Genomic DNA, 25,644 nt, shown 5'->3' on the forward strand with positions numbered 1-25,644 from the left:
GTGCGGATAGAGGTAATCACCAGGGAGTTGAAGCACATCAGAAAGCCTACCTTGTTGCCAAATTCGTAGGGCTTGTGAGCTTTACCTTTGGCGATACAGTCTGTGTAAGGCTTGTGTAAACTGTAAATTTTATGTTTATCTGTCTTTTTCTGAGCGAGGACCTGATGATAGATAGAGAGTTGATGCTGGTAAATCATGCGTTCGAAGTCGGGAAGAATGCGTTCCAATTCCCGTAACATACGCCCGGCTATGGTGTGAAGTTTGCGGCGGGCTTTGGCCGCGTTTTTCTTTCGCCTGGGGTGTTTGCTATTGTAGGTGTCTCGCAAAAGTTGCTTGCTTACACGTTTATAGCTTTGACGAATATTCAACTTATGCCGCCTGGCGATCTGAACGCAGTTGTCAATAATCTTTTTGTAAAGTTTGGCATCTGTAGGGAAGGTGGTATTGTTGCCCTGGACGGTAGTATCTGAGGCTACTGTTTTTTCTGTTGCCTGTTTACCATGAATCAGGACGCTTTGTCTAAAAATAGCATTTATCCCTTCCTCTCCTATGCGATGGCGAAAATGAACGAAGTCGCTTGGGTCAAATGGAAAGCGATACTGAAAATAAGCTTCCCCACAGAAATACTGCATGTAGGGATTCATCACCCAGGCTTTTGCCAAAGTCTCATCCCCGTAATTGTAGAGCTGTTTAAGCAACAGGCATCCGACCATCATCCGAATCGGAATCGAGGGTTGACCAACTTTACTGTAAAACACGCCAAGTTCCGATTCCAATGAACCCCAATCCATTTTTTGTGCCAACTGAACCAACTCATGATTCATATCTATGAAGTCTGTCAGGAGTGGTCGAAACAAGTCGCCCTGACTTTGATCCGGTGATTTTCCTATCATTTTTTGCAAGCTTTTAGGACTTCAAGATACGAAATTCTGCAATATTAAGCAAATAATTTAAGAGATAATTTGTTGGTAAATAACTTATTATATACTTTTTAAGGAGCGACTAATTATGAGAAAAGAAGTTCTAAAAAAAATGACGGCAAAACCCGGGGAGAAACATAGTGTCTCCGAGTTTTCAACGGACTTTACAGCTGGTTTGACCAAGCCGGATGGCGAAAAACTGCTAGACGAGAACATTGAGAAACTGGCAAAGTTACAGGATAAGCTTTACGCGCATGATAAGTACTCCATCCTGATTATATTCCAAGCAATGGATGCTGCGGGAAAGGACGGGACAATCAAGCATGTGATGTCGGGTATCAACCCTCAGGGATGCCAGGTCTTCTCTTTCAAACAGCCATCATCGGAAGAACTCGACCACGACTATATGTGGCGTATCTACAAAAGCCTGCCGGAACGCGGACGCATCGGTATCTTCAACAGGTCGCACTATGAGGACGTACTTGTGGCTAAAGTGCATCCGGCCATCGTATTGAACGGGAAACTGCCTGATGTGACCAAAGTAGAAGATGTAGACGATAAATTCTGGAAAAAACGTTACAGGCAGATAAACGATATGGAGAAGCACCTGACTGAAAACGGGACGATTATCCTTAAATTCTTCCTTAATGTATCGCACGACGAACAGGAAAAACGCTTCCTTGCCAGACTGGATGACGAATCGAAAAACTGGAAATTCTCAGCATCCGACCTTAAAGAGCGTGCCTATTGGGACGACTATATGCAGGCCTACTCCGATATGCTTACCCATACCTCTACCGACGAAGCGCCCTGGTATGTGATACCTGCCGACAATAAATGGTTTATGCGCTATGCTGTAGGACAGATTATTTGCGACAGGATGGAAAAACTGAACCTGCACTATCCGGAACTTACCGAAGTAGCCAAAATGGATTTGGAAAACGCCAGAAAGGTACTGACAGCGTCAAGAGAAGATAAGACGGGTACGGATGCAAAAGAGAAAAAGGAGAAAAAATCAAAGGATAAGAAACCGGGTAAAGGAAAGAAGAAATGAATGATGAATGATGAGTTATAAGTTATGAATAACGGGTTATTCTGACTATTCAAATTCATAACTTATAACTCATAACTTCCTCACAGCCACTTCTTCCGCTTAAAATAGAACAGGATAATCCCTACTGCCGCTACCATCAGTCCGATAGAAAAGGCATAGCCATATTTCCATTTCAGCTCCGGCATATCGCCAAAATTCATACCGTAAATACTGGCGATCAGCGTAGGTGGCATAAATATTACCGAAATTACGGTAAACATCTTTATAATCTTATTCTGTTCGATATTTACAAATCCGAGGAAAGTATCCTGTAAGTAGTCGAGGCGGTCGAAACTGAAACGTATATGTTCCAGCAGGGAGTTTATATCTTTTACCAGGATTGTAATTCTGCCGTGTAATTCTCTCGAAATCAGCTCGCTCTTAAGCATGCTTGATACAACACGCTGCTTGTCGATAATATTCTCACGGAGCATCATCGTTTTTTCCTGCAGGTCTTTGATTTCCATCAGCAATTCCTCATCAGCTTCTTTTATACTGATGCTGTTACTCAGGGTTGTGATCTGCTGTGTCATCCGCTCAATCATATCGGCATCCAGTTCTACCCGCGTTTCCAGTATAGCCACAAGTACATGATAGCCAGTTGGATACATCTTGGGATTTGCGGATATCTTCTTTATCGTTTCGTGGAAAGAAGACAGGTCTTCGCTACGGACTGTGATAAGTATATTGTTTTTGAGGATAAACGAAACTGGCTCGCGCTCGTAGTTTCCGAGCAGGAAGTTTGAGTTGACAACCAAGGAATCCGCCGTTTCCATATACCGGGACGACATCTCGATTTCAACCATTTCTTCCTCTTCCTGAATATAGATTTTCAGGTAGTCCTCCAGTTCACTCTCTATTTCTTCATCTACATTGTTAAGGTCAATCCAGAGGAAGTTCTTTATAGGTGTAGTTTTCAAAAATTCAATGCTACGGCTCATTCGTATAACATTGTCTTTATGATAGAATAGCTTAACTTCTGACATGAGCTCTTACTTTAAGTGTTCGTACTGTATTACTTATCACTCTTCCTCCCGGGCAGAAATTCCGACACGATATTAGTCAGCCTTTCAAAATCTGCAACCGAGAGCCGCTCGGGTCGTTCATCGAAGATAGGATCCCTATATGCTTCACACTCTTTGCCTAACAATGGTTTTATAGAGTTTCTCAGTGTTTTACGTCTTTGGTTAAAGCCTGTTTTCACTACAGTCTTAAAGAGTTTCTCATCGCAACTCAATTGCGTCCTGCCGTTACGGACAAGTTTTACCACCGCCGATTTCACTCTTGGCGGCGGGTCAAATACCTTCTCGCTCACCGTAAAGAGGTATTCTATATCGTACCATGCCTGTAACAATACGCTCAGTATGCCGTATGTCTTACCTCCCGGCTTTGCGGCAATGCGTTCTGCTACCTCTTTTTGGAGCATACCGGAGCAGCATGGCACACTGTCTTTATATTTCAGTACCTTAAAGAAGATTTGTGACGAAATGTTATAAGGATAGTTCCCTATTACGCAAAACTGAGAAGCACAGATAGCAGATAAATCAAGTGTGAGGAAGTCGGCTTCTACAACATGTCCGCGCAGCGCCGGATAATGTTCGTTAAGGTAAGGTACCGAATCCCTGTCAAGCTCTACAACAGTCAGGTCTTTCCCTTTTTCTATAAGAAATTGGGTCAACACTCCCATCCCCGGGCCAACCTCTATTACCGGTACATCCGGAAAATCATCCAGTGTATCGGCTATCCGGCGTGCAATATCCAGATCTTTCAGAAAGTGCTGCCCTAAGAATTTCTTTGGCTTAACTGCTGCCATACTTTATAATTATGATTATATTTGCAGCGGCAAAGGTAGTACTTTATTACCGAAAACAGGTCTTACTGATTGACCTTTATTCCAAAATTATGACATTACGATAGAGGATGGAAGAAACACAAGAAGTTGCAACACCGAAAAAAAGTTCATTAATAAACAATTTAATAAAAGTCGTATTGCCATTGGCTTTAGGCATCGCGATAGTATATTACCTGATCAGCAAAATAGATCCTAAAGAACTCTGGGAAGTACTCAAAGACGCCAATTGGGGAATACTGCTATTCTCGCTCCTCTTCGGGCTTCTGGGCAATACCATCCGGGGATACCGCTGGTCGCTGTTTATTACTCCGTTGGGGTATTCCCCCAAAATATCGAATCTTAATTACGCCATATATGGCGGCTATGCCGTAAACTTCGCTCTACCACGCGCAGGCGAGATATGGAGATGCGGTATAATAGCTAAAGAGGACAAAGTACCTTTTACCAAATTGTTCGGCACGATGATTCTTGACCGTATATTCGATACGATTACAGTAGCGGCTATTTCCCTGATCGCGTTCTTGTGCAATATGCAATTCTTCATGTCGCAACTGGAACAGAACCAAGGCACATTTGATACTATAATAGCTATCTTAAAATCCCCGCTCCTGTATTTTGCCATCGGGACAGCGATAGTTACTACATACATTGTCTTCAAATACTTCAAAGAGAACTTTATTGTACGAAAAATCAAAGGTTTCCTGTCAGGTATGGCCAAAGACATGAAAGCTATCTGGCAAATGAAAACCAAAGGACGCCTCTTCCTGTACACTATAGGAATATGGGGCTCTTACTTTTGCTATTTCTACATCACATTCTTTGCCTTCGACTTTACGGATGATTTAGGAATAACAGCCGGGCTAATCGCTTTCGCCTTGAGTAGTATCAGTATGGGCGTCCCGTCCAACGGTGGATTAGGCCCGTGGCAAATAGCCGTTATAGCGTCCCTGAGCCTGTATGGAGTGGATAAGCTGCACGCTACCGCGTTCGCCACAGGTGTATTTGCCGTACAGTCTATATGGGTTATCCTTTGCGGATTATTCGGAATAGCGATGTTAGCTTTGAAAAGGAAGAAGGAATAAGCGGACAGGATGTTTCGGAAGAATAAGGATTGCCTGATTAGATTTTTAGTTAGGCAATTTCTGATTATGCAAAGACATAAACAACACAGATATGAAAAACATCAAACTTACACTTACCATACTTATAATATTATTCTCTACCAATAATATCTGTGCCCAATACAGGAAGTTTATAGGCGAAACAGCCCTGTCAGACAATTTATTCCTGCAATTACAGACCGGAGGTTCATATATTGCAGGTAGTCGTAGTCTTCCGTTTTTTGAAGGGATATCGCCACATATAAGTATTTCGGCCGGAAAACATTTCTCGCCCATACTCGGAGTGCGGCTACAGGTATCGGGCTGGCAAAACAAAAAGCGATTACCGGACAGCCATTATTCCGCAAAATACCTGCATACCGGAATAGATGCTTTATTCAGCCTGACAAATATATTCAGGTACTATGTCCCTTCCAGAAAATTCAATCTTTTCTTTATAGGAGGAATCGGCTACGTGCATAGCTTTTCCGATAAAGCACACGAGCAGCCGCACACCAACAACATAGTACCCCGCATCGGTTTTCAGGCAGACTGGAAAGTAAGTGAACGCATAAGCCTCAATATAGAAACGAACGGAAACCTGTACCCAAACGGATTCAACGGACGGGTAAACAATTATAAGAATGACTATTCCGCCAACCTGTTACTAGGTATTACCTATAAGATTACCTATAATCGCAGCGGTATAGACTTCCCCCACATGTACGATCCCGGAGATGTAATAGACACAAGGAATGAGGAAATAAACCGGCTGAGGCAAGAATTACATGCAAAAGAAACAGAGCTGAAACGCCTAAAAGAAGAATGATGAATCAACCCTCATTTAGCGCAAGTATAACAAAACGCTACTTATGCCGGAAATACCGGAATCAGATTGTCAGGTAAATATTCGGAAATAATCTAAAAATATACCGTTCGTCAGTTATTTTAATATACAAATTCCTATCTTTGTTACTATTCGTAAATTTTTAAAACATAATTTTTATGTCAAAAGAGATACTTAAACTAAAACCGACACAATTGTGGAAACATTTCTACGATTTGACGCAAATTCCCCGTCCTACAGGACAGATGGAGGAAGTAACAAAGTTCGTTATCGATTTCGGTAAATCCCTCGGATTAGAGGTAAAACAAGATAAAACAGGCAATGTGCTTATCACTAAGCCTGCAACCAAAGGTATGGAAAATGCTCCGGTAGTGATACTGCAATCGCATCTGGATATGGTTCCTCAAAAGAATTCCAATGTAAAACATGATTTTACGAAAGACCCGATAGAAACACAGATAGACGGCGATAAGGTAAAAGCCAAATCTACAACTTTGGGTGCTGACAACGGAATAGGTGCTGCCGCCATGATGGCTGTACTGGAAGACAAGAACCTGAAACACGGAAAACTAGAAGTACTGTTCACAGTAGACGAAGAAGTAGGGATGGTTGGAGCCACAGGCCTGAAGAAAGGATTCCTTTCGGGTAATGTACTGTTGAATCTGGATACGGAGGAGATAGGCGAACTTTGCGTAGGTTGTGCCGGAGGCGCCGATGTAAATGCCGACTGGGAATTTAAAGACGCGGAAGTGCCAAAAGGAGACATCGCTTACAAGGTATCCCTCTCCGGACTCAGAGGCGGGCATTCGGGTACAGAAATACACATGGGAAGGGCCAATGCCAATAAGCTGATGTTCTATTTCCTCAAAGAAGCCGTTAGCAACTACGAAGTACGCCTGTCGGCAATAGACGGAGGTTCGTTGCGTAATGCTATCCCTCGCGAAGCTGTCGCTGTGGTTACTTTACCGGAGGAAGATGAAAAAGACTTCCAGAAACTGGTAAAGAAATACGAGAAGATATTTAAGGAAGAATATAAGGCTGTGGAAACGAACCTTTCATTCAAAGCTGCTAAAGCAGATTTACCGAAAACACTTATCCCGGAAGAGATACAGGATAGCCTTATCAATGCCGTTATCGGTTGCCAAAACGGTGTCATCAGCATGCTGACCGACTTTGAAGGAATAGTAGAAACTTCTACGAATCTGGCATCTGTAAAGTCCGAACCCGGACGTATATCTGCAAAAATGCTTGCTCGCAGTTCGTCTGAAACCCGAAAAGACGAGATTTGCTCAAGCCTCGAAAGCGTATTTGCTCTTGCAGGGGCCAAAGTGTCTATCGAAAACGGGTATCCGGGATGGCAGCCAAACGCGCAATCGGATACGTTGAATATGATGGCTAAGCTATATAAGGAAATGTATAAAGAAGAGGCGCATGTAGTAGTTGTGCATGCCGGACTGGAATGTGGTATCATTCTGGGCAGCACTCCGGGACTGGACATCGTATCCTTCGGCCCTACTATCCTGAACGCCCACTCTCCAGACGAGTTTGTAGAAATAGATACAGTAGGCAAATTCTACGACTATCTGGTAAAAACCCTGGAAAGGATTAAATGATAAATAAAAAGACGGCTGGAATCCCAGCCGTTTTCTGTTTTTTATCTAAGTACATGACAAAACTTTATATCCTGCTGTAGGGGCATCCCCTTGTGGGTGCCCGTAAACGATGACAAGCGGGCAGGGACAAGCCACTGCCCCTACATCGTCTCCAAATCGTGTTTGAATAATTTTTGTCATGTACTGTGGTTTTTTATACAAAACTTATTCAGTGTAATACTTCGCCCGGATTAACTTCAAACTGGACTGGCTCTCCATCATCCCCCAGGTTACCGGCCAATGTAATATATTCTCCGTTTTCGATATTTCCGGTATATATAACCTTCTCTCCCAGTATGGTTGCCGACTCGGTCTGGCTGTGTTTTATAAATACCAGTTTAAAAACTGCGTCCTGAGATTTAGACGCTACAATATCCAATATCGCTTTATCTTCCCTGAATTCTCCAACTGAGACAAGAAAACCGGTATTAGTCAGGGTAGCTGACTGCTCATAATAGGAAACAGGCTTTTTGTCTTTTATACTAAAGCCATAATAGTATGGATTTATGACACATTGTACATGTGTGGTACCTTCGGGCAGCGTGCATACATCTGCGTCCTTCACTCTTACCGAAACATAAGACCAAGCCGGTTTAAGCTGCAGATCGGCAATATCTGCCGACACCTGTTGGTCGAAATTGAAACTTAATGTTTCAAAATAAATATTCCGGTTGTCCCTGCCTTTTGCAGCCCAATGGTTTCCGTTGCAGTAGTCGGTATCGTACTTAGAGGGTTCGAAAGCAAGGTTGCCATTTGCTGTTTTCTTAGCCGATATCACGGCAATATGGTAGTTGCCGTAAGGGATCTCTTCAACTATACGGATATTATCGGCATCCAGAGTTCCGGCCTCCATTACTTTTGTCGTATACACATCTCCATTCTCTTTATAGATAACATACTGGCAGTAGTTACCCACAGGCCACTTAGTACCAGATTCGACTCCGAACTCAGTATCAGAAAGAGACACCTTAAATGTTACTTTGTACTTTTTGTTATCATCTATCGGATTATTATCATCACACGAAACCAGCAACAAGGTAGTTGCGAAAAGCATAAATAATAGTTTTTTCATTATCATGAACAGTTTGGTTAATAGTATTTTGTATAGCTTGTTGGCTATCCGGGCATCTAGGCATTCATCTTACAAAGGTATATACAAATATAATATTATTGTGTTAAACGTACATTTTTAACGTTATTAATTAACACGGGAGCATAAGGACTAAAAAGAAATTATTGTAATATTTCATAGTAAGTACAGAACACGAATTAGTTTATATTCTGTACTTAGTACTTAAAGATTTTAGTAAAATGTTATAATTATTAGAGTTTATATTCAATAAGATTATATATGGTTTATTCTCTGTGATTTAATTGCCTCCTGCTTTAGCAGGAGGATAATAGTCTAATCAGATAATGGCTTTAGCCAAAATGTTTTGACTAAAGTCGTTTTCTATCTGTATTATTATCCACGACTTGAAAGTCGTGGCAACTAAAACTCCTAAAAATATGCATCTTACTCTTTTATTGAATATAAACTCTATTAATAAAATATTTTTCTGACGGAATTCCACTCTCAAAAGAAGATATAGACACTGCTACTAATGCGAAAAAGCAACTTAGTGGCGGAGCTGTTGACGAGCAATCTATAGAAAAATTAGAGGAGTTAGCGGTAAAATGGGTTTTGGCAAATCCAGAAGTAATAAAATGTAAAGAATAAAAAAGTGTAAAAAAGATAGCCGGTATCGAGGGTGTGTTAAAAGTCAAAAAAAAGTAATTGTCATTGCTGGCTTGACCCGCAATCCCCTCATAAATAAGATTTTAAGATTTAAAAATTTCAAGATCAACCATTATTTTTAAATCATTCATTCTTAATTACTTAACGGATCCGTATCAGGCACGAAATGACAGGCTTTTGACACACTTTCCTACAAATACGGTATTTACATGGACTTTTTATTGTACTTACTCAATATTGCCAAAACCTCATCCGTAACATCTCCAAAAATGGACACGCCTGACGCACCGTTCTCCAAGGCATATTTAATTCCGGCATCAAGTTCTTCATTATTTTTGAAATCGGGAAGGAATAAACCTGCATACAGAGGGAAACGCCCGTCTATCCCCCGCATTCCCTGCTTAACGGCATCCCCTATCCAGGGCACATCTTCTTTGTAGAAACCGTGGTAAATCATTGGGTAAACAGCATCCAGAGGCCAGTTAGTCCAATCCTGCCTAACCAGTCGCTTTGCCACATCAGGAGTAGGGAAAACGGCAGCCGTAAGAGGTTTATCATGGGCTTTGGCTACTTTGCCTATCTGGTTCACAATATCGGTCACTGCGTCATACCTGAACGATTTCCATGACAGGTTTTCCTGCGGATATTGTATACTGTCTATATCCTTATGGTATTTTTCTTTAAACTTAGCCTTACATATATCACAATAGCAGAAATCATATTCCGGCAATTCCTGAGTTTGCACAATGCCGTATGTACTCCACAGGTTTACAGCCAATATCACATCACTATAGCGAACATAATCCATGTGAATACCATCCACATAATCTTTCGAGAGTGTATTCTCCACATCCTTTGCCAGAAATTCAGCTACCTCGGGCCGCGAAGGGCACATCCAGCGATAATAATCGACATAGGGCGGTTTCTCCGCGCACGACACCCCGCTCCTGCTCACGGCAGCCCATTCAGGATGAGCCTTCAACGCGTCGCTCCTGTTCATGATCCACATCCAGCGATGCGCTTCCAGTCCCTGCGACTTTGCCGCGCGATAATGCTTCTCACTATCTGCTTCGAAGAAGATGCCAACAATGCCCGCATCATGGTATTTCTTATACCGGGCTGCCAGTTCAGCTTCCGTATCGCTGTCCTGCGGATTGATCCATACCCAGTGTCTGTAAGATGTATCCGCCAGCTTCGAATCCGCATTTTTTACACAGTTCGAAAAAAGAAAAGGCAGTATCAACAAGGCTAACCAGTAAATATTAAAATGTCTTTGCATAGCTTTTATAGATTATTTAGATTTAAGAATATTACGGAGTTCGGCCACCCCTTCCGAAGCGCCTTTCTTTATAAAACAAACATCCGGCTGATGCACGCTGACATCGTTCGGGTCGATCAGATAAACCGGAGTACCCGACCGTACGTAATTCAGCAAGCCCGCTGCCGGATACACATTCAGCGAAGTACCTATTACCACCAGAATATCTGCGGTATGCACTATCTCCACCGCCTTTTCTATCATCGGGACAGCCTCGCCAAACCAGACAATGTGCGGACGGAGCTGTGAGCCTTTTTCGCACTTATCGCCCAGTTTAATCTCCCAGTTGTCGCGAGTGAGCGTGTATATCAGTGACGGATCGGCAGTAGAACGCACTTTGCTCAATTCTCCGTGAAGATGCAATACACTGGTGCTGCCGGCACGTTCGTGCAGGTCGTCCACATTCTGGGTTATGACAGAAACCTTATAACCGGCTTCCATTTCAGCAAGGCCGACATGCCCCTTGTTTGGTTTCGCATCGAAAGCCGCCTTGCGCCTTGCGTTATAAAAATCCAATACCAACTGCGGGTTGCGCCTGTACCCCTCGGGAGTGGCTACATCTTCAATGGCATATTGCTCCCATAAGCCTCCCGAATCCCTGAAAGTGGCAATTCCACTCTCTGCGCTCATCCCCGCACCTGTTAAAACAACAATATGTTTCATAAACTATTAAAAAATGTAAGTATCGTACACAAATATAGTTTTTTTCGGGGGTAAACTTTATTAAAGTATCATGAAAAGAATTACTTTTGTTGGCAAATTAAAACAATCAGTCCGATTTAGCGTTGCCGATGGTATCGGTTTGATTTACAAGGCTGATAAAAAAACAAAAGAATATATGGATAAAATTAGTTACGCTCTAGGTTTAAGCATCGGGAACAATTTCATTAGCTCAGGTATCAAAAACGTGGATTTCGAATCTTTCCTGAAAGGGATGAAGGATGTAATCAACGAAAACACCCTCGACATGAGCTACGACGAAGCTAAACAGGTTATGAACGACTATTTCACCAAACTACAAGACGAAAGACTGGAAATCAACCAGAAAGCCGGCGAAGAATTTCTGGCTATCAATAAAAACAAACCGGGAGTGGTAACGCTTCCAAGCGGCCTGCAATACGAAGTACTGAAAAAAGGAGACGGCCCGATACCTACACTTACCGATCAGGTACAATGCCATTACCACGGTACGCTTATCGACGGTACTGTGTTCGACAGTTCGATAGAACGGGGGCAACCTGCCACATTTGGAGTAAACCAGGTAATTCCGGGATGGGTAGAAGCCCTTCAGCTGATGCCTGTAGGCTCTAAGTGGAAATTGTTTATCCCTGCCAACCTGGCTTACGGAAAAGCCGGCGCGGGACAGATGATCGAGCCGAATTCGGCATTGGTATTCGAAGTAGAAATTTTAGATATTGTTAAATAATAACCCAGTAAAAAAATGAAAAAAATTCAAGTTGTTGCTCTTTCGGCTATTGTAGCTTTCGGAGCTTTATTTACATCTTGTGGTGGAAATGTTTCTACAAACGTTCCTTTGAAAACAGATCTTGATACTATTTCTTATGCTTTTGGGGCCAGCCTGTATGAGCAAGGCTTGTCTATGCACCTTCAGCAACAACTAGGCCTGATCACTGACACCATGAATGTCAAAGCCAGTTATATGGGCAAGATCAACGCTGAAACTGACGCTCAGAAAAAAGCCGCGTTGGAAAAAGAATTGAAAGTAAAAATAGACTCTGTAACCAAAGCTAATAATAGAAATATATCGGAATTCCTTAGCGGATTGAAAGATGCGTTGAACTCTCCGGAATCTAAATCGGCTTATATGGCCGGTATATCGGTTGGCGGACAGATTTCAAAACAAATGATGCCGGGGCTTATACAACAGATCTACGGTAACAATTCGAAAGAAAAACTGAATACCGATGCTTTCCTTGCTGCTATGGCTACTGCTATGAAGAAAGGTAAATTCGAAGTGAACGACCCTTCTACTGTATTTAATACAAAAATGCAGGATATACAGGCTAAAGCCCAGGCAAGACAAGAAGAAGAGTTGAAGAAAGAAAACGCGGGAATAATTGCTGAAGGAGAAAAATTCCTTGCAGAAAACAAGGCTAAAGAAGGTGTTGTAACACTACCTGACGGATTGCAGTACAAAGTCATCAAAGCAGGAAACGGCCCTAAACCGGCTGCTACAGATGTTGTTAAAGTACACTATCATGGTACTCTTCTCGATGGAACTGTATTCGACAGCTCGGTGGAAAGAAAAGAACCTGCTACATTCAACGTAAACCGTGTGATCAAAGGCTGGACAGAGGCATTACAGTTGATGCCTGCCGGTTCTAAATGGATGCTTTACATCCCTTACGACCTGGCTTACGGTTCGCGTGGCAGCGGAGAGAAAATCAAACCGTTTTCTACCCTTATTTTCGAAGTGGAACTAATAGAAGTTAATCCGAAGCCTGCCGGAAAATAAGTTAAAAAGACAGGCTTAGATAATAATTTGGCACAAGTTTCGCAAATTATAGAGCAAAAAGCATATTTATTGCAAAAAATATCATATATTTGAGATGCAATAACGATAAAAAGCTCATATTATGCAAAAGATTGATAAACTTGATAAGAAGATTTTAGAGATTATATCCCAGAACGCGAGAATTCCGTTCAAAGATGTCGCTCTCGAATGTGGTGTTTCCCGTGCTGCTATCCACCAACGTGTACAACGTATGATAGAAATGGATGTGATAGTAGGTTCCGGCTACTTTGTCAACCCTAAGGTTCTCGGATATAACACATGTACATACATCGGGGTAAAACTGGAAAGAGGCTCCATGTATAAAACGGTGATACCCGAACTGGACAAAATACCGGAAATAGTAGAATCGCATTTTACCACAGGGCCATACACCATCCTTATCAAACTATATGCCAGAGACAACGAGCATCTGATGGATTTGCTTAACAATAAAATACAGGACATACCGGGAGTTGTAGCTACAGAAACTATGATCTCGTTAAGCCAGGGAGTAAAACGCCAGATACCTATATCTAAATCTGAATAATCAAGGCTTATTATATCATTCTATACGGAAAGGATAGCATCGGAAAGGATGCTATCCTTTTTCTTTTATCGGATAAGGAACGGTTGTTTAACCCGACGATTTCTCGTTGGGGATTTAAAATCCGCTGTTAAAAACTATCGGATTACAAATCGGGTAGGACGAGGTATTTGCAAATCCGACAGGACGAGTTCAGTCCCCTCGGGACAATTTTACGTAATTAGTAATTGTTTAAATTTTATACGAATATTTTATTATATCTTTTTCTTCGTTCATTTTTAGTCTGTTTTCGGCTGTTTTTTCCTTTCTCTCAACTCAACCAGCGGTCACAGGAGCGAAGCGTATGTAAATAGCCCGCTATTATCGTTTCAAGAAAGAAAAAAACATCTCTAAAACATCTCTAAAAATTTGAACGAATAAAATTTAAACAGTTTCTTACGTCCCAAAAAGTTATAGAGACCTAATATTTCAGGTATAGTAGCGGATATTCATTAATTTTTTAATATTTTTGTACCTTCATTCGATTAGAATAGCCATACATGAAAAAAGAAAATATCATACAAAGGTTATTGAAAAATATCTACGTGAAGAACATACTGCTAATGGTCGCAGCATTTGTAGGCTGTGTACTCATTGTGTTGCTTCTCCTTAACTTTTACACAAAACATAACGAATCGATAGAGGTTCCTACCGTCAAAGGATTGCAGGTGCAAGACGCCGCAGGCATCCTGGCTTCCAGCGATCTCAGATACGAAGTCAGCGATTCGGTTTATCAGTCCGACGGCGCACCGGGATCCATTATAGAGCAAATACCGAAAGAACTATCGAAAGTAAAAAAAGGCCGTACCGTATTTTTGACTATAAAGGCCAAAGGCGCACAAATGGTAGCGATCCCTGAGCTTAAAGACTATTCGCGCAGACAGGCGGAGGCTCAGCTTATTTCATTGGGATTCAGCAAAATCACCATACAAGAAGTACCGGCTGCATATAAAGGACTGGTTATATCCGTCTCCTATAAGGGAAAACAACTGACACCCAATCAAAAGATACCGATGGGCTCTCCTCTGACAATGACCGTTGGGGCGGGAGGCGAAAGCAGTAGTGACGAGGATGACAGTATTTCTGGCCAAACAACGGATTCTCCTGATATTGATAAATCTTTTTTTGAATAATGACAGACAACTCATTTGACGAAATCGACGATTTTTCGGAAGATGACTTTGCTGAAGAACAAAATTCCGAATTATTCGAACATTACCGTTTTGTAGCTGATAAGGGTCAGGGACAAATACGTGTGGATAAATACCTGGCCATGCACATAGTCGGGGTATCGCGCAACCGCATACAACAAGCTGCGGAAGCCAACTGCATATTGGTAAACGACACGCCTGTCAAATCCAATTATAAGATAAAGCCACTCGATGTGATCTCGGTAGTGATGAACCGCCCGCCACGAGAGCTGGAAATAGTACCGGAGAATATACCTTTAGATGTGGTGTATGAAGATGAAGACCTGATGGTAATTAACAAACCGCCGGGACTGGTAGTGCATCCGGGCTTTGGCAACTATCAGGGTACAATGGTAAACGCAATAGCTTACAGATTGAAGGATTCGCCGGAATATGACCCGAAAGACCCGCGGCTGGGAATCGTCCACCGCATCGATAAAGATACATCGGGACTGATACTAGTAGCGAAAAACGCCAATGCTAAAACGCATCTTTCGGCACAGTTTTTTAACAAAACAACCAAACGCCAATATGTAGCCCTCGTATGGGGCACTATCAACGAAGACAAAGGGCGTATAGAAGGTAATATCGGGCGCAGCCTCAAAGACCGTATGCTGATGACCGTTTTCCCCAACGGGGACTACGGAAAGCCGGCTGTTACACATTTCGAGATTTTGGAGCGCCTGGGCTATGTCACTTTTATCAAGTGCAGGCTGGAAACCGGACGCACTCATCAGATACGTGTACACATGAAATATATAGGGCATACGTTGTTCAATGATGAGCGCTATGGGGGAAATGAGATACTGAAAGGGACCAACTTCGCTAAATATAAGCAGTTTGTTCAGAACTGTTTCAGCATTTGTCCCCGTCAGGCATTACATGCCCAAACATTAGGCTTTATTCACCCGCGTACGGGAGAGGAAATGATGTTTGAAGCCCCGTTGCCGGATGACATAAACCTATTGTTGGAAAAATGGCGCGGATATATAGCGCACAGGGAGTTGTAGAAATGCACCCCTCCCAACCTCCCCAAGAGTGAGGAGTGGATAAATACTGTAAGGATGTATGTACCGGAAAAAAATTTATCTTATAAGGAGCAACAAGCGTGTTGCAGACGAAAAAAGGTAACAATAAAAGACGATAGAAAAAGTGTCACTTTTGTCACTTTTTTAATTTTCCACCTGTCTCTCATTCCGTTAGGGATGATGAGAAAGACCAGATTATTTTTAGATATTAATGCGAATCAGGGGTTGAAAGCAGCTCAACACCTGCCTGAAAGGCTGAATCTTCATATCCGTATGCAAGCGCAGCGTAGCTTACGGAGCAAGGGGCAATTACACTCCCCCTGCCCGAAGCGGCAGGACACACAGTATGTCCTGTCTTTCAGACAGCTGGTATTGCTCATCCTTTTTCCGCAGGTCGATGACCCGCGGTTATGAAAATTTGGCTTTTCAAGCCATTTTTCAAATCCTGCCTGGCATTATTAAGTAATGGAAAATATTTATTGCAACATTATTTTCGTTCCTGTTATGCTGACAACAGGAAGTATCTCTTGTCACTTTCTCCTTTGAGAAACGAGATCCTTCGTTCCTCAGGATGACAAAGAGAATATTGCTTTAGTAACTGTTTAAATTTTATACGAATATTTTATTATACCTTTTTCTTCGTTCATTTTTAGGCTGTTTTTGGCTGTTTTTTCCTTTCTCTCAACTCAAATAGCCCGCTATTATCGTTTCGAGGAAGAAAAAAACATCTCTAAAACATCTCTAAAAATTGGAACGAATAAAATTTAAACAGTTTCTTAATTATTATTGATTACTTACAGGACAAAAAATATTGACAACAGAAAGATGTAACAGATGTTTACTGTTTACTGATAAAAAAACTATTCATTAGCAAATGAAACGAAATATTGCGATAGTATGGGGAGGATATTCCTCCGAAATCGTTGTTTCAGCCAAAAGTATGGCCGGCGTATATTCTTTTCTGGATAAAGGGAAGTACGAGATTTATAAAGTAAAAATCGTAAAAGAAGGCTGGACTGTGGAAATTGATGGCGAAACATATCCCGTGGATAAAAACGACTTCACTTTCTTATGCCCGCAGCAAAAAGAAAAAGTGCGGTTCGACTTTGCCTTTATCATCATACACGGCTCTCCCGGAGAGGACGGGCACTTGCAATCGTACTTCGATATGCTGGATATTCCTTATTCTACATGTGGAATGATGGCCTCGGCTTTAACAATGAATAAGTTTGTATGCAATAATTTCCTTAAAAACTTTGGGATAACAGTTGCTAATTCTTTATATTTGAATAAAGATTCAAAATATGGCATAAATGACATTGCCAACAAATTGGGTTTACCGATGTTTGTTAAACCAAATACGGGAGGTTCGAGCTTTGCAACAACAAAAGTAAAATCCATAGACCAGATACAAAAAGCGATAGATGATGCATTTGGCGAAACGCCGGATGTAATTATCGAAAGCTTTATCGAAGGCCGGGAAGTTACATGCGGTTGCTACAAGATAAAGGGTAAAGAAGTAGTTTTTCCCTTGACGGAAGTTGTCACTTCAAACGATTTTTTCGACTACAACGCCAAATATGAAGGTCAGGTAGAAGAAATAACCCCGGCGCGCATAGCAAAGGATATGACAGATGAAATACAACGGCTGACCCGTAAAGTATATGATTTGGTAGGAGCCAAAGGTATAATCCGGGTCGACTTCATTATTTGCGGAGATATACCATACTTGTTGGAAGTAAATACCGTTCCGGGTATGACACAGACTAGTTTCATCCCTCAACAGGTAGCCGCTGCAGGACTGAATATAACTGAAGTCTTAACAGAGATTATAGAGAACGAATTTAATGGAAATTGATACCATGAGTAACAAATTTGATGATATAGCGCCTCTTTACGACCACGAGGTAAAACAAGCCATACAGGACATATTAGTTGATCCCGGATTTCAGCATGCTGTAAAATATATTATGCCGGATATAGACTGGGATGAATTTTCGGCCGAGATGTCTCAATATGAGAATAAGGAGCAATTTCAGTCGCGGATGATATATCCCGTGATAAAGGCTTTGGGTATGCGTGTTTCTACAAGCATGCTCCTTGACAAATGGGAAACCATAGACCGGTCTGTAGAGCACCTGTTCTTGTCCAACCACAGGGATATAGTACTCGATGCGGGCCTGTTGAACATCCTCCGGCACGAGAAAGGATTTGCCACCACGGAAATAGCCATCGGCGACAACCTGCTTATCCATCCTTGGATAGACAAGCTGGTACGCCTCAACAAAAGCTTCATCGTGAGGCGCGGGCTATCTATCAAAGAAAGGCTGATCGCCTCTAAGCACATGTCGGAATATATACACTATGCCATATCGGACAAAAAAGAGTCGGTATGGATAGCCCAACGCGAAGGTCGCGCTAAAAATTCGGATGACCGCACACAGGACAGCCTGTTGAAGATGCTGGCATTGTATCCGGAGGACAAATCGTTTATCGAAAGCCTTAAAGAACTGAACCTGATACCATTATCCATATCATACGAGTATGACCCATGTGATTACCTGAAAGCGAAAGAGTTTCAGCAAAAACGTGACAACCCCGACTTTAAGAAAACCCAGCGGGACGATCTGTTGAACATGGAAATAGGCATACTGGGCAAAAAGGGGAATGTGGTGTTCCGCTTCGGCAATTGCATCAATCCCGAACTGGATAAGATAACTGAGCCGGATAAGCGTATCCAGCCTGAAATAGCCGCAAAGATAATAGATAATGAGATCCATCGCAATTATGAGATATTCCCTTGCAACTACATGGCTCACGACCTATTCTATAAAGAGACACGCTTCGGTGACAAATACACGTCGCAACAGCTGGATGAATTTAAAGATTATCTTGACAAACAAATAAAGAAAATAGACCTGGATTATATCGATTACGATTTTGTATGGGACAAAATGCTGGAAATGTATTCTAATACATTGAAAAACTATCTGGCAGCTACACAATTGTAAGATACACACAATTATTAAAAAAAAGTTTTTGTAAAAGAAATATTCCTATATTTGTACAACTTAAACAAGCTTTATCTATGAAAAAAATTCTGATTTGTATTATATGCAGTCTTCTTTCTATCCCAAGCTTTGCTCAAATTGTAAAACAAGGGGAGAAGTTTAAAACAGTCCCTTTATATGAGGGGAAAGTAACTTTCATAAAAGAAATTCCGATCAAACCGCATCTCTCTATTGACGACAACTACAAAATACTGAAATCGTGGGCGGGAACACATTACGGGAAAGATCCTTTCGTTTCCACTATAAGTTACAGAAACAAGAAACATAGATTTGTAGCTAAATCGCGAATAGAGTTGCTATTACCGCCAAATTCGAAAGGAGTACGGGAAAGAATGTCTATGCGTTATCGCATAAAGGGTCTCTTCTATCAGAACAAATGCATATTGGAGATCACGGATATCACTTATGTATACGAATCCGGTCAAAACAGTTTATTGTCGCGTACTACAATAATGGCAGAAGATTTTATAACCAAAGATGCCCTGAGTCCAAATGACGGTTTCATTGAACTAAAAACCAATACACGTAAGAGTACTTTGTATTTCTTTAACGAATTGGCAGCTAATTTAGAAGACCAGTTCAGAGACTAGTGGAGGCTCACTATACAAAAGGGGGCTGTTCCGGGAGTAAAAAAAGTATAATTGTCATTGCAGGCCTGACACGTAATCCGCTGATAATGAGTATTCTTTTATCATGAGATTCCGTGCCAGGCACACAATGACAGGCTCTTTGCAACTGTTAGCGCAGTTGCTTTTATATAGAGAGATGCCTTATTTCTTTTGCCAATACGAAAACCGTCCCGAGAAAACGATTTCCACCTTTGTGTCAGATGTTATCCGTTCTGTAGGAGTGAATGTTACGCTGGTTTTCAGCTCCCGCCTATTACTATTGACCATAGATTCGAAAACCTTTTTGAAGTACGAACCGTTACCTGTATATAGGTTGGCATAAGTGATGTCGATATTTCCAAAATCTTTTTTCAGTCCGTTGATTTCCATACTAAAATTCTTCAGTACGACACCATCGGGTAAACCAATAACTTTCACGGCTGTATTTTCCCCATTCTCGTGGAATTCTCCCGAAACGACAGGGTATCCATAGCCTGTGGCATATTGTAGCATGTCATCCAGTTTAGAAGTAACGGGAGAGGTAATTACTGTATTTCCGGCGACCCCTGATTCTAATGAAATGGTTTGTCTACAGTCTCCATTGAAATATTTACGTTCCTTCTCATCATCGCTTCCACAAGATGAAAATGCAGATACAACAACCAATGCAAATAGAATATGAAATAACTTTTCCATAGCTCAATTATTTTAAATACGTATTCAAAGATTGTGTATTTGAGAGTCTTGTCAATGCTTCTGACACAAAAATAGCATTTTTTTAAAGAAAAATATATTAATTTATTTTAAGATAACAATTACTTGTTCTAAACCCCGCCCACTTTTATTTTAATTCACTACCTTTAGACGACTGATAATCTTTTGCTTACTATGATAAATAACAAAGAATTTGAAATTAGGCAGGAAATAGCAAACGACTATCCTGCTGTTTATGCCCTCAATTCCGCTGCATTTGGCAGAAAAGATGAAGCCCGCCTTACAGACAGATTACGATCCAGTGATGCCTTTATACCTGAATTATCTTTAGTAGCAACCATCGACAATAAGGTGGTAGGTTATATCTTATTCACAAAGATAAATATTGTAGAGGGGAATATAACCGTATCCGGCCTTGCGCTAGCGCCAATGGCTGTCAGTCCCGACATGCAGAAACAAGGCATCGGCAGTCAGCTTATATATTCGGGGCTGGACAAGGCAAAAATGTTAGGCTATAAGTCAGTAGTTGTATTGGGACACGAGAGCTATTATCCCCGCTTTGGTTTCGTACCTACAACTAAATGGGGTATCAAAGCTCCTTTCAACGTCCCTACTAACGTGTTTATGGGATTAGAATTGGTCGAAGACGGACTAAAAGGTATTACCGGCACTGTAATATTCGCAAAGGAATTCGGCGACATATAAATGATAAACGAATGTGATCTAGCCGGTCTGAATAATAGAGTTTATATCGAATAACGGTATAAACTCTATTTTCAGAGTAATAATTCCTCCAGCCTACACAAAACATAACAACCTGTATACAAATAAATTAAGCAAAAACAGATCAACTCTGTATCGTTAATTAAAGTTAAACAGCATATTCCCGATTAATCCTTTCATGAGTTATTATATCAAAGATACAAAGAGATGAAAATAAGTATTCACATTTAATACTTAAAGTTATGAAAAAGTATATATTAATATTCGCATTATTATTTGGTGTAACATCATATTATAATACAGCAGAAGCTCAGAGTGTAAATATCAGCATCAATATAGGAAACCAGCCAGCATGGGGACCGGTAGGTTACGACTATGTAGACTACTATTATATGCCCGACATCAACTGTTACTTCAACGTAAATCTGGGTTTATTCTATTACCTCGACCGTGGCAGATGGATATCGGCACGTTACCTGCCTTACGCATACCGCGGCTATGACCTTTACGGAATGTATAAAGTAGTACTGGTAAACGTAGCTAATCCCTGGAGATACAACAGTGTACACTACAGAGACTATGGCCACTACAGAGGACACCGGAACCAGATAGTTATCCGCGACAGCCGTGACCACCGCTACAGAGACAGCCGTAATAATAAAGTGGCATGGTACTCTGGTAATAAGAGCAACAACTACCGTGTAAAGGAAAGTAATAATAACAGATATAATTACAATCAGAAGCAAAACAAAAACAACAACCGGAATAATCAAAGCTATAACAATAGTCGCCCTAATCACCGGAATAACGATAAAAATTATAACAGCAGCAGTAACAAGAATAACAACAAACAAAATTATAATAACGGAAACAGACAATCCGACAGAAACAATAAAAGTAATTTAAGCAGGGGTTCGTCTTCTGAAAGACACAGCAAAGGTAGTATGAATGAAAGATCTTCATCTGGCAGAAGCAGCAAAACAGAATCAAAAGCAACCCGTTCGACTGAAAAAGGGAATTACAAATTAGCATCTAACAGTGCAAGAAACACAAGAAATAGGTAAAACGGTAAATGTTTTTTAGTAGGTCAGTAAATAAAGATGGCGAGGATAATTCGTGATTGAATTTTCCTCGCCTTATGTTATAGATAAAGTAATCAGGCTTTTATTTCATCCAAAAATCGAGATACTTTTTAGAGACGGTCAGATAGGCATGGTTCTTTTCTACAAATTCCCTGCTTTTGCGTGAAATTTCGGGGATCTGCTTTTTGTTCAGTACAACCCATTCCAATTTATCGAACACATCGTCTTCGGTAGGATGTACATTTATAATAGGACGGTTGTCATATTCGCCATACAAATCGTAAATATAAGGTTCACCCCCACCTATCAGCACTTTGCCCTGAGCCATAGCCAGCAAGGCATTCATCGCCGGGGTGTGGGAATACAACTGGTCGAGCACGACATGTGCCTGCGACATCAGTTGCTGATATACATCATAGCTTACCGACTCTACACGTGTAACGATTACCTTATCTGGATATTTGTCTTTAATCCTTGCCAAAGCGCGTTCCATCACATCCGTACCCTTAAACTTTTCCCTTACCTTGTTTATCCCTATAAAGAAATTCACTTTTTCAGGCTCTTCGGGGATAGGCTGAAATTCTATTTCGGAGGTATTCAGAGGTAGCGGTATATATCTTACTTTATCTTTGAAGAATGGCTCGTAAGCTACATAGTATTCATACAAGCACGCTACAATACCATTCGAAGCCTCCGCCATCATCTTATTTGCCGCTTCTAATGGGGTATCTATCCACTTATCGATAAACCGCTGGTTAAAATCTACATTGATAGCTTTTCCGTCAACAAAAAACTCGGAATAATCAAATATTTCGTTCCCCAAGCAAGCCCTTACCCAATACGAATCGTCTCCAAAAGCGCCTAAAAACACCTTTTTGTTATTCTTTTTCAGGTTCTTATACAGATAATTATTTACTCTTACATTCTGAGTAGTAAAACAAGGGTTTATAAGCTGTACAACATCATAACCTTTAAAGTGCTTGAACTTACCGAGAACAGACATCAGGCTGGAAAAGGTATCTACCAGTCCCGAACTTTTACGCGACAAATCGATATCGCGGGGATAATTCTTAAACCCGTCGCCATCCGAAGCTACTACAACTTCGTGTCCCATACTTCTTAAACTTTCAGCCAGAGTGAGGTGTACACGGCTGTACTCACCTATCAAAAGAATCTTCATATTTTATTTTCGTATTTGCAGATTAAAGCAGCATGCCCTTATCTTATATACATGCTCGTCTCCTATAGTTTGCATTAAAGTACAAATATAGTACTTTAATTCGCGATTTCATATATCAATAAGCGCCGAAAAATCTGACAGAATCAACGCTCTCATTTTAGCAGCCCTAGTACATACTCTTTCAACTCAGGAAAGAACGCATCATAACTCTCCTGTATCTCATCATAATGATTTTCAAAATCGGCGAATACAGGCGCGTTATCATCCAGATAATTAGCCCGGTTTTTCAACCGTTCGAAACTTCGCTCTATAAGCCAGTTGAAACGATAATTATAGAACCAGTCTTCCTTCTTCATATACATAAACATCGTGCAAAATTTAGACGGTAATACCTTCGCATGGTCTTCTATCTGGGAATAGCACTTCCGGGCAAACGCCTCCCACCCTTCAGCCGGTTCATTCTGGACGTCTAAAGCCAAAAAATGGTCGTAAGAAACATCGAGGAAAGCGCCAGCATATTTTCCGACCGAAGCCCTAAAGATATCCATTGTACGCAGGGTAACGGGATGACTGTCTGTAAAGGCATCTATCTGCCGGTGTATGTGTATACCATGCTGTATGCTTTCGGGGAAATTTTCTATCTGCTTGCCCTTTACCATATCGGCAATCATATTTCCTACTAATATTTCAGGGTCTCCAAACGAAAGGTAAGCATGTGCCAGGAAGTTCATCTTTTTTCTATTTTTCTGAGACACAAAGATACTGTATTTTATTTATCCACAAGCCGGTATAAATCCGTTAACTACGGAACAACATATGTAGCATTTCTTGCGTAGGGGCGAACCTGTGTGTTCGCCCGATTTATTAAGGCAGACACATAGGTCTGCCCCTGCCGGTATTACCGGCAGATACGATTCAAACCCCAATCCGACAGCTTATTCGTATTTCTTCTTCAACTTATTCACTGCCGATTCGAGCGATTCGGTAGGTTCTATAATATTATAATCTTCCCAGAAATATTCATCCGAAAAATTACCGACCTTATCCGACAATGACTGATTTTGCTTGAATGCCGCTTTACGGGAGATGGCGGCCACATCCTCTTCCTGCCTGTCGGTAACTACCATTTCGGATACAACCTCATAATTAGTGGAGAAAAAGAAGAACTTCTTCTTCCAGTCGCATTTGAAGCGGATATCATTCCGTATATAGTTCAGGTAACTACGCCCGTTATGTTGCTTATAAGTAATTTCGAACGATACTTCTTCCGGCTTGAAATGCAGTTTTGGAGGTTTCTTTATCAACACGGCCTGCGTAGCCTTGTTGCGGTCGCTCATATCGAGGTTAAACTCAGTCCTCGACAACGTCAGGTTTTGCTTATCGATATAATACCTGCCTTCGTACAAGGCGTATGGCAATATTACCCTGGGAGTAAAACCTATCACATAATGAGGCCGCTCGTCTATCATTATCGTTCCTTCGTCTTTATATGCAAAATGCCGTATAGTTTCCATATCGAACAAGACAGCATCCCTGCTTTTCACTATATCGAGAGAAACCGACTGTGTTGGCCCTCCTATCAGTTTCACAATCAGCGTATCGCTCACTTTTGGGCTCAAGAGTTTCCGACCTTTGTATATCTGTACCCTATCCCCTGCAATGTCGTCTTTATAAGGTGTTTTATAAATATTGATTATAGCTTCGGTAATATTTATATACCCCCTGCCCTTCTTCACCGTTTCCCTGTAGAAGCCTGTCAGCAGGTTAGCCTTATCGCTATAGTTTGTTTCTATTTTGCTTATCGCGCTTTCTACAATCTGGTAAACGTCGGCCTGCTCTATAACAACCTCCGAGAGTGCCTTATCATTCGCCGTCAGGTAAACGGTTACATCCGGCTGATCCTTGCCCGAAAGCGACAGGTGGTAATTCAGGTAGCCTATACGGGACAGGTCTATCCCTCTGGTCTGCAAAGAGTCTTTTATTTTAATAGAAAACTCCCCATCCACATTGGTTATAGTACCTACATTGGTTCCCGGAACAGATATACTGACATACTCCAGTTTCTTTTTTGTTTTTTTGTCCTTTACCACACCACTGACAGTGATATAGTCAATATTCATTTGCGCCCTTAGAGGAGTAAAAGGAAAGAGGAAGAATATGAGAAGGGCGAAGATTGCGATTTGACACCAGTTCGTTTTCATAGCCGTACTCTTTAAATTTTGATCTGATATAAATAAACGGTCAATTTCATTAGTCGTTTTCTCGCAATGGCATAATTAACTGCGTTGACCCCTGGTTCAAGCAAACTTAATTCTGCTCTCGCGAATTTGCTATAAAATTTAAACAGACTCTTAAAACGTTCAGTTTACAAGAGACTATTCCATCAACATCACAACGAAAAGTTAAGAAAAAAAACTGAAATATAAAAGG

General features: G+C 41.2%; 25 protein-coding genes. 14 read left to right on the forward strand and 11 right to left on the reverse strand.

The features are described from left to right. Positions 1 to 857 (reverse strand): IS5 family transposase (locus D0T84_RS01875; protein ID WP_221413108.1); only part of this gene is annotated, 857 nt, incomplete at its 3' end. Positions 858 to 1,008: 151 nt separating this feature from the next. Between D0T84_RS01875 and D0T84_RS01880 the strand changes: the two genes are divergently transcribed. Further along, complete coding sequence (locus tag D0T84_RS01880; RefSeq protein ID WP_163305360.1) at positions 1,009 to 1,974, forward strand: polyphosphate kinase 2 family protein; 966 nt, start codon at positions 1,009 to 1,011, stop codon at positions 1,972 to 1,974. A gap of 80 nt (positions 1,975 to 2,054) precedes the next feature. Here the strand turns inward: D0T84_RS01880 and corA are convergent, their stop codons facing one another. Together corA and rsmA are read right to left on the reverse strand one after the other, a co-directional pair. Next, positions 2,055 to 2,999: a magnesium/cobalt transporter CorA gene (corA, locus tag D0T84_RS01885; RefSeq protein WP_163305362.1), complete on the reverse strand. Its 945-nt coding sequence runs from the start codon at positions 2,997 to 2,999 to the stop codon at positions 2,055 to 2,057. A 29-nt stretch (positions 3,000 to 3,028) separates the two neighbouring features. Then, positions 3,029 to 3,826 carry a 16S rRNA (adenine(1518)-N(6)/adenine(1519)-N(6))-dimethyltransferase RsmA gene (gene rsmA, locus D0T84_RS01890; RefSeq protein ID WP_163305364.1) on the reverse strand — a complete coding sequence of 266 codons (798 nt, stop codon included), beginning with the start codon at positions 3,824 to 3,826 and terminating at the stop codon, positions 3,029 to 3,031. 107 nt (positions 3,827 to 3,933) lie between these two features. Between rsmA and D0T84_RS01895 the strand changes: the two genes are divergently transcribed. The 3 genes from D0T84_RS01895 to D0T84_RS01905 all read left to right on the forward strand — a co-directional run bounded on the left by D0T84_RS01895 (position 3,934) and on the right by D0T84_RS01905 (position 7,425). Further along, entirely contained in the window at positions 3,934 to 4,947 is a 1,014-nt protein-coding gene (locus D0T84_RS01895; protein ID WP_163305366.1) for a lysylphosphatidylglycerol synthase transmembrane domain-containing protein, read from the forward strand. Positions 4,948 to 5,038: 91 nt separating this feature from the next. After that, the gene (locus tag D0T84_RS01900; protein ID WP_163305368.1) at positions 5,039 to 5,794 is read left to right on the forward strand and encodes a porin family protein; all 756 of its coding nucleotides are present in this window, start codon (positions 5,039 to 5,041) and stop codon (positions 5,792 to 5,794) included. Positions 5,795 to 5,970: 176 nt separating this feature from the next. After that, a complete protein-coding gene (locus D0T84_RS01905; RefSeq protein ID WP_163305370.1) occupies positions 5,971 to 7,425 on the forward strand; it encodes an aminoacyl-histidine dipeptidase in 1,455 nt (484 codons plus the stop codon). A gap of 45 nt (positions 7,426 to 7,470) precedes the next feature. Here D0T84_RS01905 and D0T84_RS22750 read toward each other — a convergent pair whose 3' ends face one another. The 4 genes from D0T84_RS22750 to D0T84_RS01920 all read right to left on the reverse strand — a co-directional run bounded on the left by D0T84_RS22750 (position 7,471) and on the right by D0T84_RS01920 (position 11,183). Then, a complete protein-coding gene (locus tag D0T84_RS22750) occupies positions 7,471 to 7,605 on the reverse strand; it encodes a hypothetical protein (RefSeq protein ID WP_255495128.1) in 135 nt (44 codons plus the stop codon). 28 nt (positions 7,606 to 7,633) lie between these two features. Next, positions 7,634 to 8,536 (reverse strand): hypothetical protein, encoded by a 903-nt coding sequence (locus D0T84_RS01910; protein ID WP_163305372.1) that lies wholly within the window; start codon positions 8,534 to 8,536, stop codon positions 7,634 to 7,636. A gap of 871 nt (positions 8,537 to 9,407) precedes the next feature. Beyond that, a complete protein-coding gene (locus D0T84_RS01915) occupies positions 9,408 to 10,481 on the reverse strand; it encodes a family 10 glycosylhydrolase (RefSeq protein WP_163305374.1) in 1,074 nt (357 codons plus the stop codon). Between the two features lie 12 nt (positions 10,482 to 10,493). Further along, positions 10,494 to 11,183: an NAD-dependent deacylase gene (locus D0T84_RS01920; RefSeq protein ID WP_163305376.1), complete on the reverse strand. Its 690-nt coding sequence runs from the start codon at positions 11,181 to 11,183 to the stop codon at positions 10,494 to 10,496. A 175-nt stretch (positions 11,184 to 11,358) separates the two neighbouring features. Between D0T84_RS01920 and D0T84_RS01925 the strand changes: the two genes are divergently transcribed. The 8 genes from D0T84_RS01925 to D0T84_RS01960 all read left to right on the forward strand — a co-directional run bounded on the left by D0T84_RS01925 (position 11,359) and on the right by D0T84_RS01960 (position 19,497). After that, positions 11,359 to 11,946 (forward strand): FKBP-type peptidyl-prolyl cis-trans isomerase, encoded by a 588-nt coding sequence (locus tag D0T84_RS01925; RefSeq protein ID WP_163305528.1) that lies wholly within the window; start codon positions 11,359 to 11,361, stop codon positions 11,944 to 11,946. 15 nt (positions 11,947 to 11,961) lie between these two features. Then, positions 11,962 to 12,996: an FKBP-type peptidyl-prolyl cis-trans isomerase gene (locus D0T84_RS22515; RefSeq protein ID WP_163305378.1), complete on the forward strand. Its 1,035-nt coding sequence runs from the start codon at positions 11,962 to 11,964 to the stop codon at positions 12,994 to 12,996. A 121-nt stretch (positions 12,997 to 13,117) separates the two neighbouring features. Continuing rightward, positions 13,118 to 13,582, forward strand: a complete 465-nt coding sequence (locus D0T84_RS01935) for an Lrp/AsnC family transcriptional regulator (protein ID WP_006799740.1) — start codon at positions 13,118 to 13,120, stop codon at positions 13,580 to 13,582. 536 nt (positions 13,583 to 14,118) lie between these two features. After that, positions 14,119 to 14,751: a PASTA domain-containing protein gene (locus tag D0T84_RS01940; protein WP_163305380.1), complete on the forward strand. Its 633-nt coding sequence runs from the start codon at positions 14,119 to 14,121 to the stop codon at positions 14,749 to 14,751. After that, positions 14,751 to 15,818 carry an RluA family pseudouridine synthase gene (locus tag D0T84_RS01945; RefSeq protein WP_163305382.1) on the forward strand — a complete coding sequence of 356 codons (1,068 nt, stop codon included), beginning with the start codon at positions 14,751 to 14,753 and terminating at the stop codon, positions 15,816 to 15,818. Before D0T84_RS01940 ends, D0T84_RS01945 begins: the two co-directional genes overlap by 1 nt. A gap of 892 nt (positions 15,819 to 16,710) precedes the next feature. Beyond that, positions 16,711 to 17,694 carry a D-alanine--D-alanine ligase gene (locus D0T84_RS01950; protein ID WP_163305384.1) on the forward strand — a complete coding sequence of 328 codons (984 nt, stop codon included), beginning with the start codon at positions 16,711 to 16,713 and terminating at the stop codon, positions 17,692 to 17,694. A gap of 4 nt (positions 17,695 to 17,698) precedes the next feature. Further along, complete coding sequence (locus D0T84_RS01955) at positions 17,699 to 18,847, forward strand: hypothetical protein (RefSeq protein ID WP_163305386.1); 1,149 nt, start codon at positions 17,699 to 17,701, stop codon at positions 18,845 to 18,847. Between the two features lie 77 nt (positions 18,848 to 18,924). Next, a complete protein-coding gene (locus tag D0T84_RS01960; RefSeq protein ID WP_163305388.1) occupies positions 18,925 to 19,497 on the forward strand; it encodes a DUF4468 domain-containing protein in 573 nt (190 codons plus the stop codon). A 180-nt stretch (positions 19,498 to 19,677) separates the two neighbouring features. Here the strand turns inward: D0T84_RS01960 and D0T84_RS01965 are convergent, their stop codons facing one another. Continuing rightward, complete coding sequence (locus D0T84_RS01965) at positions 19,678 to 20,211, reverse strand: hypothetical protein (RefSeq protein WP_163305390.1); 534 nt, start codon at positions 20,209 to 20,211, stop codon at positions 19,678 to 19,680. A gap of 192 nt (positions 20,212 to 20,403) precedes the next feature. Here D0T84_RS01965 and D0T84_RS01970 point away from each other — a divergent pair, with 192 nt between their 5' ends. Both D0T84_RS01970 and D0T84_RS01975 read left to right on the forward strand, forming a co-directional pair. Continuing rightward, positions 20,404 to 20,934, forward strand: a complete 531-nt coding sequence (locus tag D0T84_RS01970) for a GNAT family N-acetyltransferase (RefSeq protein WP_185155672.1) — start codon at positions 20,404 to 20,406, stop codon at positions 20,932 to 20,934. A 260-nt stretch (positions 20,935 to 21,194) separates the two neighbouring features. After that, positions 21,195 to 22,016 (forward strand): hypothetical protein, encoded by an 822-nt coding sequence (locus tag D0T84_RS01975; protein WP_163305392.1) that lies wholly within the window; start codon positions 21,195 to 21,197, stop codon positions 22,014 to 22,016. Between the two features lie 100 nt (positions 22,017 to 22,116). On the opposite strand, the gene D0T84_RS01980 is transcribed toward D0T84_RS01975, so the two are convergent. The 3 genes from D0T84_RS01980 to D0T84_RS01990 all read right to left on the reverse strand — a co-directional run bounded on the left by D0T84_RS01980 (position 22,117) and on the right by D0T84_RS01990 (position 25,415). Then, the gene (locus D0T84_RS01980) at positions 22,117 to 23,214 is read right to left on the reverse strand and encodes a glycosyltransferase (protein ID WP_163305394.1); all 1,098 of its coding nucleotides are present in this window, start codon (positions 23,212 to 23,214) and stop codon (positions 22,117 to 22,119) included. Positions 23,215 to 23,366: 152 nt separating this feature from the next. Then, on the reverse strand, positions 23,367 to 23,945 hold the full coding sequence (locus tag D0T84_RS01985) for an ACP phosphodiesterase (RefSeq protein ID WP_163305395.1): 579 nt from the start codon (positions 23,943 to 23,945) through the stop codon (positions 23,367 to 23,369). A 204-nt stretch (positions 23,946 to 24,149) separates the two neighbouring features. Next, on the reverse strand, positions 24,150 to 25,415 hold the full coding sequence (locus D0T84_RS01990; protein ID WP_163305396.1) for a carboxypeptidase-like regulatory domain-containing protein: 1,266 nt from the start codon (positions 25,413 to 25,415) through the stop codon (positions 24,150 to 24,152). Positions 25,416 to 25,644: the final 229 nt, after the last annotated feature.

This window comes from Dysgonomonas sp. 521, from assembly GCF_010501055.1.
Taxonomy (GTDB): domain Bacteria; phylum Bacteroidota; class Bacteroidia; order Bacteroidales; family Dysgonomonadaceae; genus Dysgonomonas.